General features: G+C 45.5%; 11 protein-coding genes. 6 read left to right on the top strand and 5 right to left on the bottom strand.

Translation table 11 applies throughout. The features are described 5' to 3' along the window. Positions 1-410 precede the first annotated feature (410 nt). Together metA and metH are read left to right on the top strand one after the other, a co-directional pair. Entirely contained in the window at positions 411-1340 is a 930-nt protein-coding gene (gene metA / locus YWE_RS0119340) for a homoserine O-acetyltransferase MetA (protein ID WP_029096010.1), read from the top strand. A gap of 107 nt (positions 1341-1447) precedes the next feature. Then, the gene (metH, locus tag YWE_RS0119335; RefSeq protein ID WP_099044311.1) at positions 1448-5128 is read left to right on the top strand and encodes a methionine synthase; all 3681 of its coding nucleotides are present in this window, start codon (positions 1448-1450) and stop codon (positions 5126-5128) included. Between the two features lie 38 nt (positions 5129-5166). On the opposite strand, the gene YWE_RS0119330 is transcribed toward metH, so the two are convergent. Genes YWE_RS0119330 through YWE_RS0119310 form a run of 5 tightly spaced genes read right to left on the bottom strand, consistent with a single transcriptional unit; the run spans position 5167 to position 10344 of the window. Further along, entirely contained in the window at positions 5167-5637 is a 471-nt protein-coding gene (locus YWE_RS0119330; protein ID WP_029096008.1) for a NanQ anomerase/TabA/YiaL family protein, read from the bottom strand. Beyond that, positions 5634-6830: a sialidase family protein gene (locus tag YWE_RS0119325; protein ID WP_029096007.1), complete on the bottom strand. Its 1197-nt coding sequence runs from the start codon at positions 6828-6830 to the stop codon at positions 5634-5636. The genes YWE_RS0119330 and YWE_RS0119325 overlap by 4 nt, the downstream gene beginning before the upstream one ends. Further along, the gene (locus YWE_RS0119320; protein WP_029096006.1) at positions 6827-8245 is read right to left on the bottom strand and encodes a sodium:solute symporter family protein; all 1419 of its coding nucleotides are present in this window, start codon (positions 8243-8245) and stop codon (positions 6827-6829) included. The genes YWE_RS0119325 and YWE_RS0119320 overlap by 4 nt, the downstream gene beginning before the upstream one ends. A 38-nt stretch (positions 8246-8283) precedes the next feature. Next, a complete protein-coding gene (locus YWE_RS0119315; RefSeq protein WP_029096005.1) occupies positions 8284-9168 on the bottom strand; it encodes a dihydrodipicolinate synthase family protein in 885 nt (294 codons plus the stop codon). A gap of 39 nt (positions 9169-9207) precedes the next feature. Next, complete coding sequence (locus YWE_RS0119310; RefSeq protein WP_029096004.1) at positions 9208-10344, bottom strand: iron-containing alcohol dehydrogenase; 1137 nt, start codon at positions 10342-10344, stop codon at positions 9208-9210. 276 nt (positions 10345-10620) lie between these two features. Here YWE_RS0119310 and dtnK point away from each other — a divergent pair, with 276 nt between their 5' ends. From dtnK to YWE_RS0119290, 4 genes are all read left to right on the top strand, one after another. Beyond that, entirely contained in the window at positions 10621-11934 is a 1314-nt protein-coding gene (gene dtnK / locus YWE_RS0119305; RefSeq protein WP_029096003.1) for a D-threonate kinase, read from the top strand. Further along, positions 11927-12904: a D-threonate 4-phosphate dehydrogenase gene (locus YWE_RS0119300; RefSeq protein ID WP_029096002.1), complete on the top strand. Its 978-nt coding sequence runs from the start codon at positions 11927-11929 to the stop codon at positions 12902-12904. Before dtnK ends, YWE_RS0119300 begins: the two co-directional genes overlap by 8 nt. Before the next feature lie 15 nt (positions 12905-12919). Continuing rightward, entirely contained in the window at positions 12920-13678 is a 759-nt protein-coding gene (locus YWE_RS0119295; RefSeq protein WP_029096001.1) for a DeoR/GlpR family DNA-binding transcription regulator, read from the top strand. 137 nt (positions 13679-13815) lie between these two features. Further along, complete coding sequence (locus tag YWE_RS0119290; protein WP_029095916.1) at positions 13816-15132, top strand: IS4 family transposase; 1317 nt, start codon at positions 13816-13818, stop codon at positions 15130-15132. Positions 15133-15147 lie beyond the last annotated feature (15 nt).

Raw genomic sequence — 15147 nt, 5'->3', positions numbered from 1 at the left:
TGTAGGGAACTGCCAGCCTTTTTGTTTTGTCTGTAGCTTGTCGGTAAGCGTCTCGACAGAGTAGGACAAATGTGTCGGGAACACATTTGAACGTCTCCTGCGACGGCCCGAAGGGCGACGGGCAGGAAGCCCGGCGTAAACTGCCAGGCTTTAAATAAATGGATAAGCCCTCTGCGCAAGCAGAGGGCTTTTTCTATGGAAAATTTCCAAGCAATACGGTATTTCTACCGATAGTGCCATTAACCTTTAACGCTATATTCCTTCTGCTTTCCTTCATTTTCTTAAACTCATTTATTGGTTATAAGCAAATAACAAATTATCGAATATTCGACTCGACACTGTCTGTAAAAAACGCTATCGTTGGCTATCTAGAAGTCTAAACGTATAAATGGATGTTTGAGGAGTGAGTAATGCCGATTCGTATACCTGATGAGTTACCTGCCGTTAATGTATTGCGTGAAGAGAACGTCTTTGTGATGACCTCTACGCGTGCCAGCCATCAGGATATCCGTCCGCTGAAAGTGTTATTGCTTAACCTCATGCCGAAAAAAATTGAGACTGAAAACCAATTTTTACGTCTGCTATCTAACTCTTCGCTACAGATAGATATTCAACTGCTAAGAATTGATAATCATGAATCGAAAAATACCCCCAGCGAACATCTGAATAACTTCTACTGTAATTTCGAAGATATTCAGGATCAGAATTTTGATGGTCTTATTGTTACCGGTGCACCGTTAGGGTTGGTTGAATTTGATGATGTCGCCTACTGGCCGCAGATAGCTCAAATTATTGAATGGGCAAAAGAACACGTTACATCAACACTTTTTGTCTGTTGGGCGGTTCAGGCTGCACTGAATATTCTCTACGGAATACCTAAATTAACGCTGAAAGAAAAGCTATCGGGTGTATATACCCATAAAATCCTTCAACCGCAGGCGCCATTAACGCGAGGCTTTGACGACTTGTTTTTAGCGCCCCATTCGCGCTACGCCCACTTTCCTACCGATTATATTCGTGAGCACACTGACCTTGATATTCTGGCTGAATCAGATGTCGCAGGGGGATACCTCTTTGCCAGTAAAGATCGCCGTATGGCATTTGTCACCGGGCACCCTGAATATGATGCGGCTACGCTTTCCGGCGAGTATTTTCGCGATCGTGATGCCGGGCTGAATCCTCAATTACCACTGAATTATTTTCCTCAAGATAATCCAGAGTTGCCGCCAAGCGCGACATGGCGCAGCCATGGCCACTTATTATTTAATAACTGGTTAAACTATTTCGTCTATCAAATCACACCTTATGATTTACGTCAGATGAACCCAACGTTGGATTAGTTTTTATGCATAGCTTATGTGGGAACACTGGCTATGCTTATAAACCTACTATTCAGATTGTTATGCCTGATTTCTGCCCGCAAGCAGCTTTGTTAAGAGAAAACCTGATGAGCAAATTAGAACAATTACGCCAGCAACTAGCTAAACGAATTTTGGTTCTCGATGGTGGAATGGGAACCATGATCCAGAGCTATAAACTGAGTGAAGAAGATTATCGGGGAGCGCGTTTTTCTGATTGGCAAAGCGATGTTAAAGGCAATAACGATCTTCTGGTACTCACTCAACCCGATATTATCTCTGCCATTCATAACGCCTATTTAGAGGCCGGTGCAGATATTTTAGAAACCAATACCTTTAACTCCACGCCGATTGCGATGGCCGATTACCATATGGAATCGCTGTCCGCTGAGATCAACTACGAAGGTGCCCGTTTAGCCAGAGCCTGTGCCGATGAATGGACTGCCCGCACGCCGGATAAGCCTCGCTACGTAGCCGGTATTCTTGGCCCCACTAACCGAACGGCTTCGATCTCACCAAATGTAAACGATCCTGCATTCCGTAATGTTACTTTCGACCAGCTAGTTGAAGCCTATCGGGAATCAACCCGTGCGCTGGTCAAAGGCGGCGCGGATATCATTATGATCGAAACTATCTTTGATACCCTGAATGCTAAAGCGGCGACTTTCGCCGTTGAAACTGAGTTTGAAGCGCTGGGGATTGAGCTGCCGGTAATGATTTCCGGCACTATTACAGACGCTTCAGGCCGCACCTTATCCGGCCAGACAACCGAAGCTTTCTACAATTCTCTGCGCCATGTAAAGCCTCTCTCTTTTGGCCTGAACTGTGCGCTCGGGCCTGATGAGCTGCGCCAGTATGTCGCAGAACTATCTCGCATCTCTGAATACTATGTTTCGGTTCACCCCAACGCCGGCTTGCCGAATGCTTTCGGTGAATACGATTTAGGGCCGGAGGATATGGCGGTTCAGATCGGTGAGTGGGGGCGCTCAGGTTTTCTGAATATCGTTGGCGGATGCTGTGGTACTACGCCGGCGCATATTGCTGCAATTACTCGTGAATTAAAAGATGTTGCGCCTCGCGTACTGCCGGACATTCCCGTAGCCTGCCGATTAGCCGGTCTGGAACCTCTCACTATTGATGCCAATACGCTATTTGTTAACGTTGGCGAAAGAACTAACGTCACGGGCTCAGCTCGTTTTAAGCGTTTGATTAAAGAAGAAAAATACGGTGAAGCGCTAGAGGTTGCTCTACAACAGGTAGAAAGCGGTGCTCAGATTATTGATATCAATATGGATGAAGGCATGTTGGATTCAGAGGTTGCCATGGTGCGCTTCCTTAATCTGATAGCCGGTGAGCCAGATATCGCCCGCGTACCTATCATGATCGATTCATCAAAATGGGAAGTGATTGAGAAAGGCCTAAAATGTATTCAGGGTAAAGGCATCGTAAACTCCATTTCGATGAAAGAGGGCGAAGAAAAATTCATTCAGCAAGCTAAGCTGGTTCGTCGTTATGGTGCTGCAATGGTGGTGATGGCATTTGATGAAGATGGCCAAGCTGATACCCGTGAACGCAAGATTGAAATTTGTCGCCGGGCTTATCAAGTTCTGACTGAAAAAGTTGGGTTCCCGCCGGAAGATATTATCTTTGACCCGAATATTTTCGCCGTAGCGACCGGTATTGAACAACATAATAACTATGCCGTTGATTTTATTGAGGCCTGTGCTGATATCAAACGTGAGCTTCCTTATGCTTTGATTTCCGGCGGCGTATCTAACGTTTCGTTCTCATTCAGGGGCAACGATCCCGTTCGGGAAGCTATTCATGCCGTGTTCCTTTATCACGCCATTAAAAACGGCCTGGATATGGGGATTGTGAATGCAGGGCAACTGGCGATTTATGATGATCTACCTGCTGACCTCAAGTTGGCGGTAGAAGATGTTGTACTTAACCGTCGGCCAGATGGTACTGAGCAGTTGCTGAATTTAGCAGAGAAATACCGCGATAGCGGTGGTGATGGTGAGGCTGACAAACAGCAGGCGGAATGGCGCGGCTGGCCGGTTGTTAAGCGATTGGAATATGCCTTAGTTAAAGGTATCACTGAATTTATTGAGCAAGATACCGAAGAAGCACGCCAACAGGCAGATCTGCCGCTGGAAGTGATTGAAGGGCCATTAATGGCCGGAATGAATATCGTTGGCGATCTGTTTGGTGAAGGTAAAATGTTCCTGCCACAGGTAGTGAAATCTGCCCGAGTGATGAAACAGGCCGTTGCCTATTTACAGCCTTATATTGAGGCCAGCAAACAGCAGGGTACCGCGGCCGGTAAGATATTATTGGCTACGGTAAAAGGCGATGTTCACGATATAGGCAAGAATATCGTTGGTGTGGTGCTTCAATGTAATAACTATGAAATTATCGATCTGGGGGTCATGGTTTCAACGGATAAAATTCTTAAAACCGCCCGTGAAGAGAATGTTGATATTATTGGTTTGTCTGGCCTGATTACGCCGTCGCTGGATGAAATGGTTAACGTTGCTAAAGAGATGGAACGCCAAGGTTTCACTTTGCCATTACTGATCGGTGGCGCGACAACCTCTAAAGCGCATACTGCCGTTAAGATAGAACAGAACTATAGCGGACCAACGGTTTATGTACAGAATGCGTCACGCAGCGTGGGCGTCTGTTCTGCCTTAATCTCTGATGCTCAGCGCGATGACTTTGTCGCCCGAACGCGTAAAGAGTATGAAACCGTACGCATTCAGCACGCTCGTAAAAAGCCAAGAACCGCACCGGTTACGCTTGAAGCGGCCAGAGCGAACGGATGGGAATGTGACTGGCAGTCATACACACCACCGGTAGCTAAAAATTTAGGTACTCGTACCGTAGAAGCCTCTATTGACACCCTGAGGAACTATATCGACTGGACGCCTTTCTTTATGACTTGGTCGCTGGCCGGTAAATACCCGAGAATTCTGGAAGATGAAATTGTGGGTGAAGAGGCGAAACGTTTATTGGCTGATGCCAATCAGATGTTAGATCAATTAGCTCAAGACAAAACCCTCAATCCTCGCGGCATTATGGGCATTTTCCCGGCAAACCGGGTTGGTGATGATGTTCAGATCTATGCTGATGAAAGCAGGACTGAGGTTTTAGTGACTGGCCACCATCTGCGTCAACAGACTGAAAAGACCGATTTCCCTAACTACTGTTTGGCTGATTTTGTTGCCCCTAAACAGAGCGGAAAGGCTGACTATATGGGCGCATTTGCCGTTACGGGTGGTCTTGAAGAAGACACATTAGCAGATGCTTTTGATGCTCAGCATGATGATTACAATAAGATTATGATCAAAGCGCTGTCAGACCGGCTGGCTGAAGGGTTTGCTGAATATCTCCATGAACAGGTGCGTAAAGAGATTTGGGGGTATGCAGCCGATGAAAACTTATCAAATGACGATCTGATTCGTGAGAATTACCAGGGTATTCGCCCGGCTCCCGGTTATGCAGCCTGTCCGGAACATACGGAAAAAGCGGCAATCTGGCAGTTGCTTAATGTTGAAGAGCAAATCGGCATGAAGCTGACCGAGTCTTATGCCATGTGGCCGGGAGCCTCTGTTTCCGGTTGGTATTTTAGTCATCCTGATAGCAAATATTTTGCCGTAGCTCAGATTCAGCGGGATCAGGTTGAAGACTATGCTAAGCGTAAAGGGATGAGTATTTCAGAAGTTGAGCGCTGGCTGGCACCGAACTTAGGGTATGATGCTGATTAAGCGGAATAAGAGAGGGGCATCGATGATGCCCCTTTTTGTTAGCTAACAATTAATTCTTTAGGGATCTTAAACACGGCTTTTCTGACCGTGGCCGGTTGGTCTATTGCACACAGTGCCTGATGAGGCTCACCCGGGTAGAACACGGCGAAATCCCCCGGTTTCAAATGCAATTGGTTACTTAACTGAGGCTTATCGAGAATATAAAGGTCAGGCTTTTTCTCATAACCTTGCTGACCTCTGGCATCTTTTAGCCCATAGCCAATAATCTCTTCGCCTTCCAGTACTAACTGAATATCCAGATAGTTATAGTGATATTCAGTATGCCGCAGTTCTGCTGGTTCGGTCATTACAGGTCCGATAGAGCAAAACCATGTTTGTCCTTCGGGCTGGAATTTTCCATCCGGCATTGCCTTGATTTGTGACAGGCCGGGGCCTGTCTGTTCAAGAATATTGAGCAAGGCTTTAGGAAGTAATGCCAGTTCGAGGTTATCCATATTGCCAATAATCATAGTGCAGCCTCACCGGCTTTAACCCACTCTTCATCAACGCTGACATATTTAATTGTCTGGCGGTAATAGGTGAAAGCGATATGTAATTTACCATCGGCGCTTTGCTTAATACTAGGATAGGAGAATTCCCGATTAAGCTTTTGTTGAGAGTTATTGGTCATGCAGTAACCATCACCGACTTCAATATTACGCAGATAAGGCCAGGTTTTACCATTATCCTCAGAAATTGCCAGTGTCATTGGCGCTCTTGGGGCACCCCAAAATGCACTGCGGCCCTCTGTCGGAATAATGACCTCTTTTCCTGACGCTTTATCTTCTTCATCTTCAATTTCATCATATAGTGATGTGCGACGTTCACTACAATCAGCTGCACTCATATTGTTGAATACCAAAGCTAAATGACCATTATTCAGCGTGGTAACTTGAATTGATGAGTTATTATTGGGTAATGATGTCGCCTGTGGCGCGGACCAGGTTTTACCATTATCAAATGAACGACTCAGGTAGATGAAATCGGCCCAACGGCTGCGGTAAAGCGCTATCAGCGAACCATCATTCAGTACAGTAACATTCATATGAACACAGCCGGTACTCTGTGGAACCGAATACTCACGCCAGCTTTTACCTTTATCACTGGAGATTTTTACCGCGCTGTCATCGTTATTACCGACCCATTTTTCACCCGGTTGTACGCGGCAATAGAATACCGGTACTATCCAATCACCATTGCTCAACACCGTTACTGGCTGGCGAATAAAGGTTCCCGGTTCAGAAAATAGTGTTTCAATCGCCCCCCAGGTTTCCCCAAGGTCTTTTGATTGGCGGTAGCGGACAAACGCAGTATCCTGATTACCTGATTTTTGTGCGGTATACATTAACCATAGAATGTTATCGGGATCCAAAAACAGAACCGGGTTTTGTTCTGACCGGGAACTATCATCAGACAGCTTAACCGGCTTGGTCCATAAATTGCTGCCTTTGGCTAAACGGGACATATAAATGGATATATCCGCAATACCTTCCTGAGTACCGGAGAACCAGGTACACAACAGATCGCCGTTAGGTAACGGCAATAAATTAGCTGCATGATTTTGTGGACACTCTGATGGCAGATAGGCCTCAATTCTTACTGGATCTGATTCGCATGAGCGTACCTTTCCGGTGCGTTCTACTGTGATAGTTTCAGCGGTCATTTTGCCTCCTCCAATGGTTTGGCTGTTGTGGTCTCTGCTTTTAACGCTTTATTAGGAATAATACGGTCAAGACACATCACTATTGCAGGAGTAATCAGTGCAATATACATATTATTGATACCATACGGGTCACCCATCAGATACCAGGCTGAGGTTACGACGCAAGCGGCGATAAGCCCGGCGTTTGCTCCTCTGGCACTCTTAAAGAACGGCAGGTAGAAGGCCATTACGGCAACCACTGAAATAGACAGGCGAATTGCCCGGGTGAAGAACGAGAGTTTTAAGACTTCAGGGACAAACAGCACTAATATCAGAGGTAAGAATCCGATAAGCAAAGAAAAGACTCTGGTCATCTTAAATTCTTTTTCTTCGCTAGGCTTAAAATAAGGGACATAAAAGTCTTTTACAATTAAAGAGGCAATAGCCAGAGCAACGGTACTGACGCTGACAAATATCGAGGCCACCAGAGAGGTCGTCACAATACCGGCCAAAACAGGGTTCATATCCTGTAGGAATACCGGAAGGGCATATAAACTATCAATTTCCGGGTGAAGATATTTTGCTGCAACACCGATAACGGCAATAGCGATAGCGATGGGTAAACAGAAGAAGAAGGCGACCCAGGTAGCCCGCTTAGCCGCTTTGGCATCTTTAGTTGAAGAGATGGCCTGAATAACAAACTGAGTACAGAATATTGACCCTATCGTACCTATCAGCCAGGCAAAAATCGTTCCGGGGCCAAAAGTACCATCCCAAGTCCAATAGTGTTCAGGCATGTTTTCAACCATCGGGGTAATACCGCCGGTCATATATAACGCAATGCCTAAAATAACCATGACGCCGAAATATTTTACTGCACTATGTAATAAGGTGACGTAAGCAAGACCTTTTAATCCACCAAAGGCAAAATAGAAGGTACTTACAATAGCGGTAATAAAGGCAGCTACCGGTAAACTAATTTTTAGGACTGTTGCAATAGCAGCGGCACCACTGACATAGTTACCGACGTTAACTAATAACAGGGCGTAAATCATAATTAATGAAATAATATTCTTGGTTGTATTACCGTATTTTTCTGCAATAGCACCAGAAATAGTAATTTTACCGGTATTATAAATTTTCTTAACCAGTAACATACCAAATATTGGGAAACCAATAGCAGCACCTATTACCGACCATGATGCCGCTATACCACCGCTAAAGGCGGCTTGCGCGGTACCGATAGTAGATTTAGCACCAATATATTCGGACATTAATAAGATACCAACAATAAAGGCTGGCATTGCCTGAGATCCGGACATAAATTCACTATTTGTTTTACTTCTTAATCTATAGGTTAGCCAGGAAGTAAATAAAATATAAGCGATAACGATCGATACAATAATCGCCGTATCTGCGAAGTTAAAAACGTTCATATTCCCTCACAACTATTTTAATTGATTGGTTAAGATTCTTATAAAGAGAATTTGGCGATAATGCGTTTAATTTCTTGGATGTCGCTATCGGAGAAAATAATTGGGTAACGACTTTCACCAACATTTTCACCAAGAAGGTTGACCGCTTTTTTAACGGCTGCCGGAGAGAAGGCTACGGCATAAAGTTCCTTACGTAGCTCACTGACAATATCCTGAGCCCGTTTAGATTTCTCGATATCTCCGGACTGATAATATTTCCATATATGGCTAACGGCCTCAGGGGCGACGTTGGCTAATCCGGAAATACAGGCAGAACACCCGTCAACAAATCCCTGATGAATAAGTGAATCAGGCCCATTAAGAACGTCAAATCCTTCAATATCACTGACAACATCCAGATAGCCTCTTAAACTTTCATAGCTACCGGCGCTGTCTTTAATACCAACAATATTAGGGTGAGAAGAGAGTATTTTTGCCGTTTCTGGCTGAATGGTATTCCCGGTACGGGCCGGAATGTTATACATAAATACCGGTACGGTGAGGGCATCAGCTATTTTTTGATAGTGATAAATTAACTCTTCTTGTTTAAACGGAACAAAATAGGGTGTGATAACTGAAACTGCATTAGCCCCTAAGGCGGCAACTTGTTTGCCTAATTTGATCGTTTCTGCCGTTGATATTTCACCAATATGGGCAACAACCGGAACTTTCCCCGCGGCTTCATCAATACATGCCTGAGTTACGGCTAATTTTTCCTGAGTGTTGAGGACGAAAAATTCACCGTTAGTCCCGTTACAAAAGATACCATTATCATATTTCATCTGGCGTTTAACCTGCTGCTTTAACGCCGAAATACTAAGCTCGCCTTGGGTATCAAACGGGGTAACGATAGCCGTTAGGACACCGGTAATTATTTGTTGCATGTGATGTACTCCGTAGTAATTTTTTAATTTATAAGTTTTTTAATAAAGAGATTGGTAAATAGCCGTAACATCCTCACGGCTGACTGTGCGTGGAACATTTTTCATTAAACGCTGTACATTCAAAGCGGCATCAACCAGATAAGGTAAGTCGCTATCAGGGATATTGAGCTGGTTGAGGGTAGTCGGCAGCCCCAGACCGTTGACCAGTGAATAGAAGTAGTCCACCAGAGCTTCAGCTTTCTGTTCATCCGTTAGCGACAGGTCTGCTGTAGGTAATAAGGCATAAACAACGGCCAGCTTTTCAGATGCGACTTTCTGAATAAAGCGCATGCAGGGAGCTAATAGAATCGCATTGGCTACGCCATGAGGAATGTGATACTTCCCTCCCAGCGGATATGACATCGCATGAACCAGGTGGGTACCCGAATGGGCAATGGCGGCTCCGCCATAATAAGAGGCCCATAGCATTTCTAGTCGAGCGGCCAGATTTTCTGGCTGTTTTACCACGGTTTCGATATTAACGAGCAGTTTGGCCAGACCGGTGAGGGCGTAGTTATCACTGACCGGATTGGCAATATTCGAGGTAAAACATTCAATCAGATGACATAGGGCATCAATACCCGTGGACGCTGCGATATGCGCAGGCATGCTGGTGGTTAACTCCGGTACCAGAAAAACGTAATCCGGTAGTAAAACAGCAGAGATAATGCCGACCTTGGTGTTCTTTTCTGGTATTGCCAAAATAGCGTTAGGAGTAGCTTCTGAGCCCGTTCCCGCCGTAGTCGGAACCAGTATTGAACGACAGCGTTTAACCGGTTTTTCTCCGGACAGCAACTGCTGTAAATTGGCACTTGAACCTTGAATAGCCAGCACCGATAGCAGCTTGGTGACGTCGAGAACGCTGCCACCACCCAAGCCAATAACCAGATCAAAATCCTGGTGAGGTAGTCGTGACAATAATGCCTCAACGTCGTGATTGCTGGGCTCCGGAGGAACATCGTTGATAATGGTGACGTCCTGAGCAATCTGTTGAATATGGCGAATGAATTTAGCTGCGACAGGCAGCGACACAATATTCTTATCTGTAACTAACAGGACCTTTTGTGTTTTATCAATTAAGTAGTTCACATCTTCAAGGACCTGATACCCACTTAATATTGTGCTGCTTATGTTCATATGACTCCCTTTGTCTTAGCCTGAACAGCCATTGCTATTTTGATTTTTAATTTTGAGTGAAAATAATCAATTTGATGTTTATACACTAATCTATTGCGCTTTATTATGGCTAAATTAGATCTTCATAACATGATCGTGCTCACAATTAATCTTTTGTGATTGAAATAAATCAAAATGAGCGTATTATTCAATCAAGCCATCGGGTATGCTCCTTTCAGCATAAACGGGTAGATATCCAAGTGGCTTGTAGAGCCGTCGAGAAACAGAGAGGGGAAGATGCCAGATTCAGCAAGCGGACATAATTTATTCATTATCGCCGATGATTTTACCGGTGCGAATGATGCCGGGCTGCAACTGGCTAAAAAGTCTGCGCCGGTAAAGGTTCTGTTTAGTTGGGATTGCGCTACGCAGTCTGATGAACATCGGGTCTTAGTGATTAATACCGATAGCCGGGCAGTATCAGCCGAACAGGCTGCTAAGCGGGTAGGGCAGGCGATGGCTGCTTACGGCAAGTTTTCCGACTCTGGCTATCTATATAAGAAAATAGATTCAACCCTGCGGGGCAATCTCGGTGCCGAAATTGAAGCTATTTTGACTAGTGGCTATGCCAGTTTTGCTATTGTTGCTCCCGCATTGCCTGCGCTGGGCCGCACCACGGTTGATGGTTGTTGCTACATTAATGGCATATCGCTGATGGAGACTGAGTTTGTCAGCGATCCTAAAACGCCGGTTATTTCTGCCAGTATTAAAGCCTGCTTAAAGCAGCAGACATCATTACCTATTGCTGAGATATCGCTGGCCCAGCTAAGAAGTGGTAATTTTATTGAAACCCTCAATCAGCTGATAGCTGAGCAGATATCGATAGTTGTAGTTGATGCAGTTGCTGAATCTGACCTGAAACTCATCGGCCTTAGCTTAAAGCACCTGAATACCAAGCCACTATTAGTCGGGTCTGCGGGGCTGATTAATCAAATTCCATTTATACCCAATATCGACACAGTTAATGGCGAGAATGACAAGAACTGTACAGGACCTGCATTAATTATTGCAGGCTCAATGAGTGAAATTACTCAGCAGCAAATCAATTATGTTCAACAACGCAATTTAGCTGACTTGGTTGATATCGAGGTAGATAGCCTACTCAGCTCGTCTTCTGATTGGTTAATCAAATCTTATGCAGAACAAGTACTGACGATAATTAATCAGCAACGACATTGTATTGTCCGCACGGCTCCGCACCCCCAGCAGAGAGAGCGAATCACAGATTTATGTCACCAGTATCAACTGACCCGTACGGAGTTAGGTGAAAGAGTCAGCGAATTTTTTGGTCAACTCACCGCATTAATTTTATCTCAGATTGGGGTAGGCGGAGTGATGTTAACCGGCGGTGATATTGCTATTTCTACGGCTAATGCACTGGGCTCTTCTGGCTTTTTGATTAAAGGGGAAGTTGCACCCTGCATACCTTATGGATCTTTATTAACAAGTTCGATCGGACAAACACCGGTAATTACTAAAGCCGGAGGTTTTGGTTCTGAAGCAGCATTAGCTGAAGTATTACTATTTATTGAGGAGAGATGTGGTGGTTAAGAAAATAGCAATAACGATGGGAGATCCTGCTGGCATCAGCCCTGAGATCATTATTAAAGCATTACATAAAGTTGATGCAGGCGTTGCTACCGTTGTTGTGGGGTGTGCCAGAACATTACAGAGAGTGATTGATCTGAAGTTAGTTGATCCCATAATTATCAACGTGATTCAAAAAGTTGATGAAGCTGATTTTACCAAAGGCATTCTGAATATTATCGATGTACCTCTGGACGATCCCGATGGACTAGTTCCGGGAGTAGTGCAAAAACAGGCAGGAGATTTGGCCTACCGCTGCGTTAAGCGTGCGACTGAGCTGGCATTAGCCGGTGATGTTCAGGCAATTGCTACGGCCCCGTTGAACAAAGAAGCGCTGCATCTGGCCGGGCATATGTACCCAGGACATACAGAACTGTTGGCTAAACTGACCAATAGTAAAGACTATGCCATGGTGCTTTACACTGAAAAACTGAAAGTGATTCACGTTTCTACCCATATCGCTTTGCGTAAATTCCTGGATACATTAAGTTGTGAACGTGTGGCGACTGTTATTGAAATGGCAGATAAATTCCTTAAACATGTCGGCATTGCAAAACCACGAATTGCTGTTGCTGGTGTGAATCCTCACGCAGGCGAAAATGGGTTATTTGGTGATGAGGAAGTTAAAATAATTAACCCTACGGTAGAGAAAATGGCGGCGAAAGGTATTGATGTTGTTGGCGCCTGTGCCCCGGATACGGTCTACCTACAGTGCCATGAAGGACGTTACGATATGGTGGTTGCTATGTATCACGATCAGGGGCATATTCCTCTGAAATTACTAGGTTTTTATGATGGTGTTAACATTACCGCCGGTCTTCCCTTTATTCGAACTTCCGCTGACCACGGGACGGCTTTTGATATAGCATGGACAGGAAAAGCAAAGTCTGAGAGTATGGAAGAATCTATCCGATTAGCTATACAGCTCGCCTGATACTATTAAGGGATTATGAAGGGACAAAACCGCTTAGACCAGATTATGAACTATTTAAAGGGGCATAATCTGGTAACTGTAGAAGAACTGGTCATTGCTGTTGATGCCTCTCCGGCAACGATTCGACGTGACCTGATCAAGCTTGATGAACAGGGTGTAATCAGCCGTACTCACGGTGGCGTTACGCTTAACCGGTTTATTCCTTCTCAACCGACAACCAATGAAAAGCTTCAGCGCAACCTGGCTGAAAAAGGGGCTATTGCTGAAATGGCCGCCAAAATGGTCAAGTCCGGTGATTCTGTGGTGCTGGACGCAGGGACGACGACCCTTGAAATTGCCCGCAGGTTAACGCATCTCCCGCTTCGGGTTATTACCACCGATTTACACATTGCGCTGTTCTTCTCTGAATTTAAACAAATTGAAGTGACCATTATCGGCGGCCGGATTGACGATAGCAGCCAATCTTGTATTGGTGAGCACGGGCGTCAATTGTTACGACAAATCTACCCTGATATTGCTTTTATGAGCTGTAACTCATGGAGTCTGGAAAAAGGCGTAACGACACCAACCGAAGAGAAAGCGGCAATAAAGGCTTCGATTGTAGCTAATGCGACTCGGCGGGTTCTGGTTGCTGATAGCAGTAAGTACGGGACTTACTCCCTGTTTTGCGCTTATCCATTGACGCAGTTTACCGATGTGGTGACTGACTCTTCGTTGAGTTCAGATATGCAGCAGGTACTCAACAGGCAGTCGTTCACGCTTTCACTGGCGTAAATCTGAGTTTGGATTTTTATGCGTTCAGACTTAAAAAAACCACGTCCGAAGACGTAATGCCGATCAGTTAAGGATCGGTTGACCGATCCAGTGGATGTGTAAGAATCCGGAAATGCTCATCGTTTCCGGATTTTTTTATGCTTCTCAGTCAGGCTCTTGATATCGTCCATAAATTTACTCCGCAGGAGTTCTCTGCGCTTTCTGAACTGCTTTCACCTGAACTTATTGATGAATGCCTTGCTGATACTGGCGTCGTCACCCTACGCAAACGTCGTCTCTCTATGGAAATGATGGTCTGGGCTGTGACCGGTATGGCGCTGTTTCGTTCCCACTCGATGACTCAGCTCGTCTCACATTTAGATATTCTTCTGCCGGGGAAAAGGCCTTTTGTCGCCCCCAGCGCTGTCGTTCAGGCTCGCCAACGACTCGGAGAAGATGCGATGCGCCTGATGTTCGAAAAAACACAGCAGTTATGGTTCGAAAAAACACCCCTGTCACACTGGAATGGACTGACATTAATGGCCGTGGACGGCACGATATGGCGAACGCCAGATACCCCCGAAAATGACGCTGCTTTCGGACGTACAGCTAATGTGACTCAATGTTCCGAGTGGCCGCAGGTGCGTATGGTCTGCCAGATGGAAGTGACCAGCCATTTGCTATCAGCCGTTGCCTTTACCAGTGTATCTGAAAGCGGTGAAGCTGACCTTGCGGCACAGCTTGTAGAAAAAACTCCCGACCATTCACTGACCTTTTTTGATAAAGGCTTTTATGCTTTGGGCCTGCTGCACTACTGGCAGTCGACAGGAACCGAAAGACACTGGATGCTCCCGTTGCGTAAAGGTGCGCAATATCAGGTTGTTCGAAAAATAGGGAGCGGACAGGCTCTGGTAGAGCTACGGCTGTCCCCCCAATCGAAAAAGAAATGGTCAGGTGCACCGGATACGTTAACGGCAAGGCTAATCAGTAAGGAAGTCAAAGGTAAAACAGTGCAAATACTGACGTCAATGTGCGACCCGCTCAGATACCCGAAAGCGGATATCGTGGAGTTGTACAGTCATCGCTGGGAAATAGAACATGGGTTCAGGGAGATGAAGCAGCATCTGTTGAACAATGAACTGACGCTGAGGAGTAAAAAACCGGCACTGATACGTCAAGAGCTGTGGGGAGTGGTACTGGCCTACAATCTATTGCGGTTCATGATGGCGCAGATGGCGTACAGTCTGAAAGGTATCGAACCGTATCAGATGAGTTTTAAGCAATCCGCGCTGTATCTGAGAAGTCAGTTGAGCCTATTACCCGGAGTAGCACCGGGGAAATTACCCCGAATAATGGAAGAGATACTGGATATGGCCTCCAGCTTCGTGCTGCCGGACAGACGAGAGAGACACTATCCGAGAGCGGTAAAAAAGAGGCCGCAACGCTATCCGTTACGGCCACATTCAAAATCTTAACTGACAAGCATTACG

The organism is Budvicia aquatica DSM 5075 = ATCC 35567 (assembly GCF_000427805.1).
Taxonomy (GTDB): domain Bacteria; phylum Pseudomonadota; class Gammaproteobacteria; order Enterobacterales; family Enterobacteriaceae; genus Budvicia; species Budvicia aquatica.
The sequence above is the reverse complement of the archived record's forward strand: the minus strand, read 5'-3'. Positions and strand labels throughout refer to the sequence as shown.

Bases quoted from the DNA above. Each gene is read 5' to 3' on its own strand.
- YWE_RS0119315 (WP_029096005.1), bottom strand. From the start codon at position 9,168: ATGCAACAAATAATTACCGGTGTCCTAACGGCTATCGTTACCCCGTTT.
- metH (WP_099044311.1), top strand. From the start codon at position 1,448: ATGAGCAAATTAGAACAATTACGCCAGCAACTAGCTAAACGAATTTTG.
- YWE_RS0119330 (WP_029096008.1), bottom strand. From the start codon at position 5,637: ATGATTATTGGCAATATGGATAACCTCGAACTGGCATTACTTCCTAAA.
- dtnK (WP_029096003.1), top strand. From the start codon at position 10,621: ATGCCAGATTCAGCAAGCGGACATAATTTATTCATTATCGCCGATGAT.
- YWE_RS0119325 (WP_029096007.1), bottom strand. From the start codon at position 6,830: ATGACCGCTGAAACTATCACAGTAGAACGCACCGGAAAGGTACGCTCA.
- YWE_RS0119310 (WP_029096004.1), bottom strand. From the start codon at position 10,344: ATGAACATAAGCAGCACAATATTAAGTGGGTATCAGGTCCTTGAAGAT.
- YWE_RS0119320 (WP_029096006.1), bottom strand. From the start codon at position 8,245: ATGAACGTTTTTAACTTCGCAGATACGGCGATTATTGTATCGATCGTT.
- YWE_RS0119295 (WP_029096001.1), top strand. From the start codon at position 12,920: ATGAAGGGACAAAACCGCTTAGACCAGATTATGAACTATTTAAAGGGG.
- YWE_RS0119290 (WP_029095916.1), top strand. From the start codon at position 13,816: ATGCTTCTCAGTCAGGCTCTTGATATCGTCCATAAATTTACTCCGCAG.
- metA (WP_029096010.1), top strand. From the start codon at position 411: ATGCCGATTCGTATACCTGATGAGTTACCTGCCGTTAATGTATTGCGT.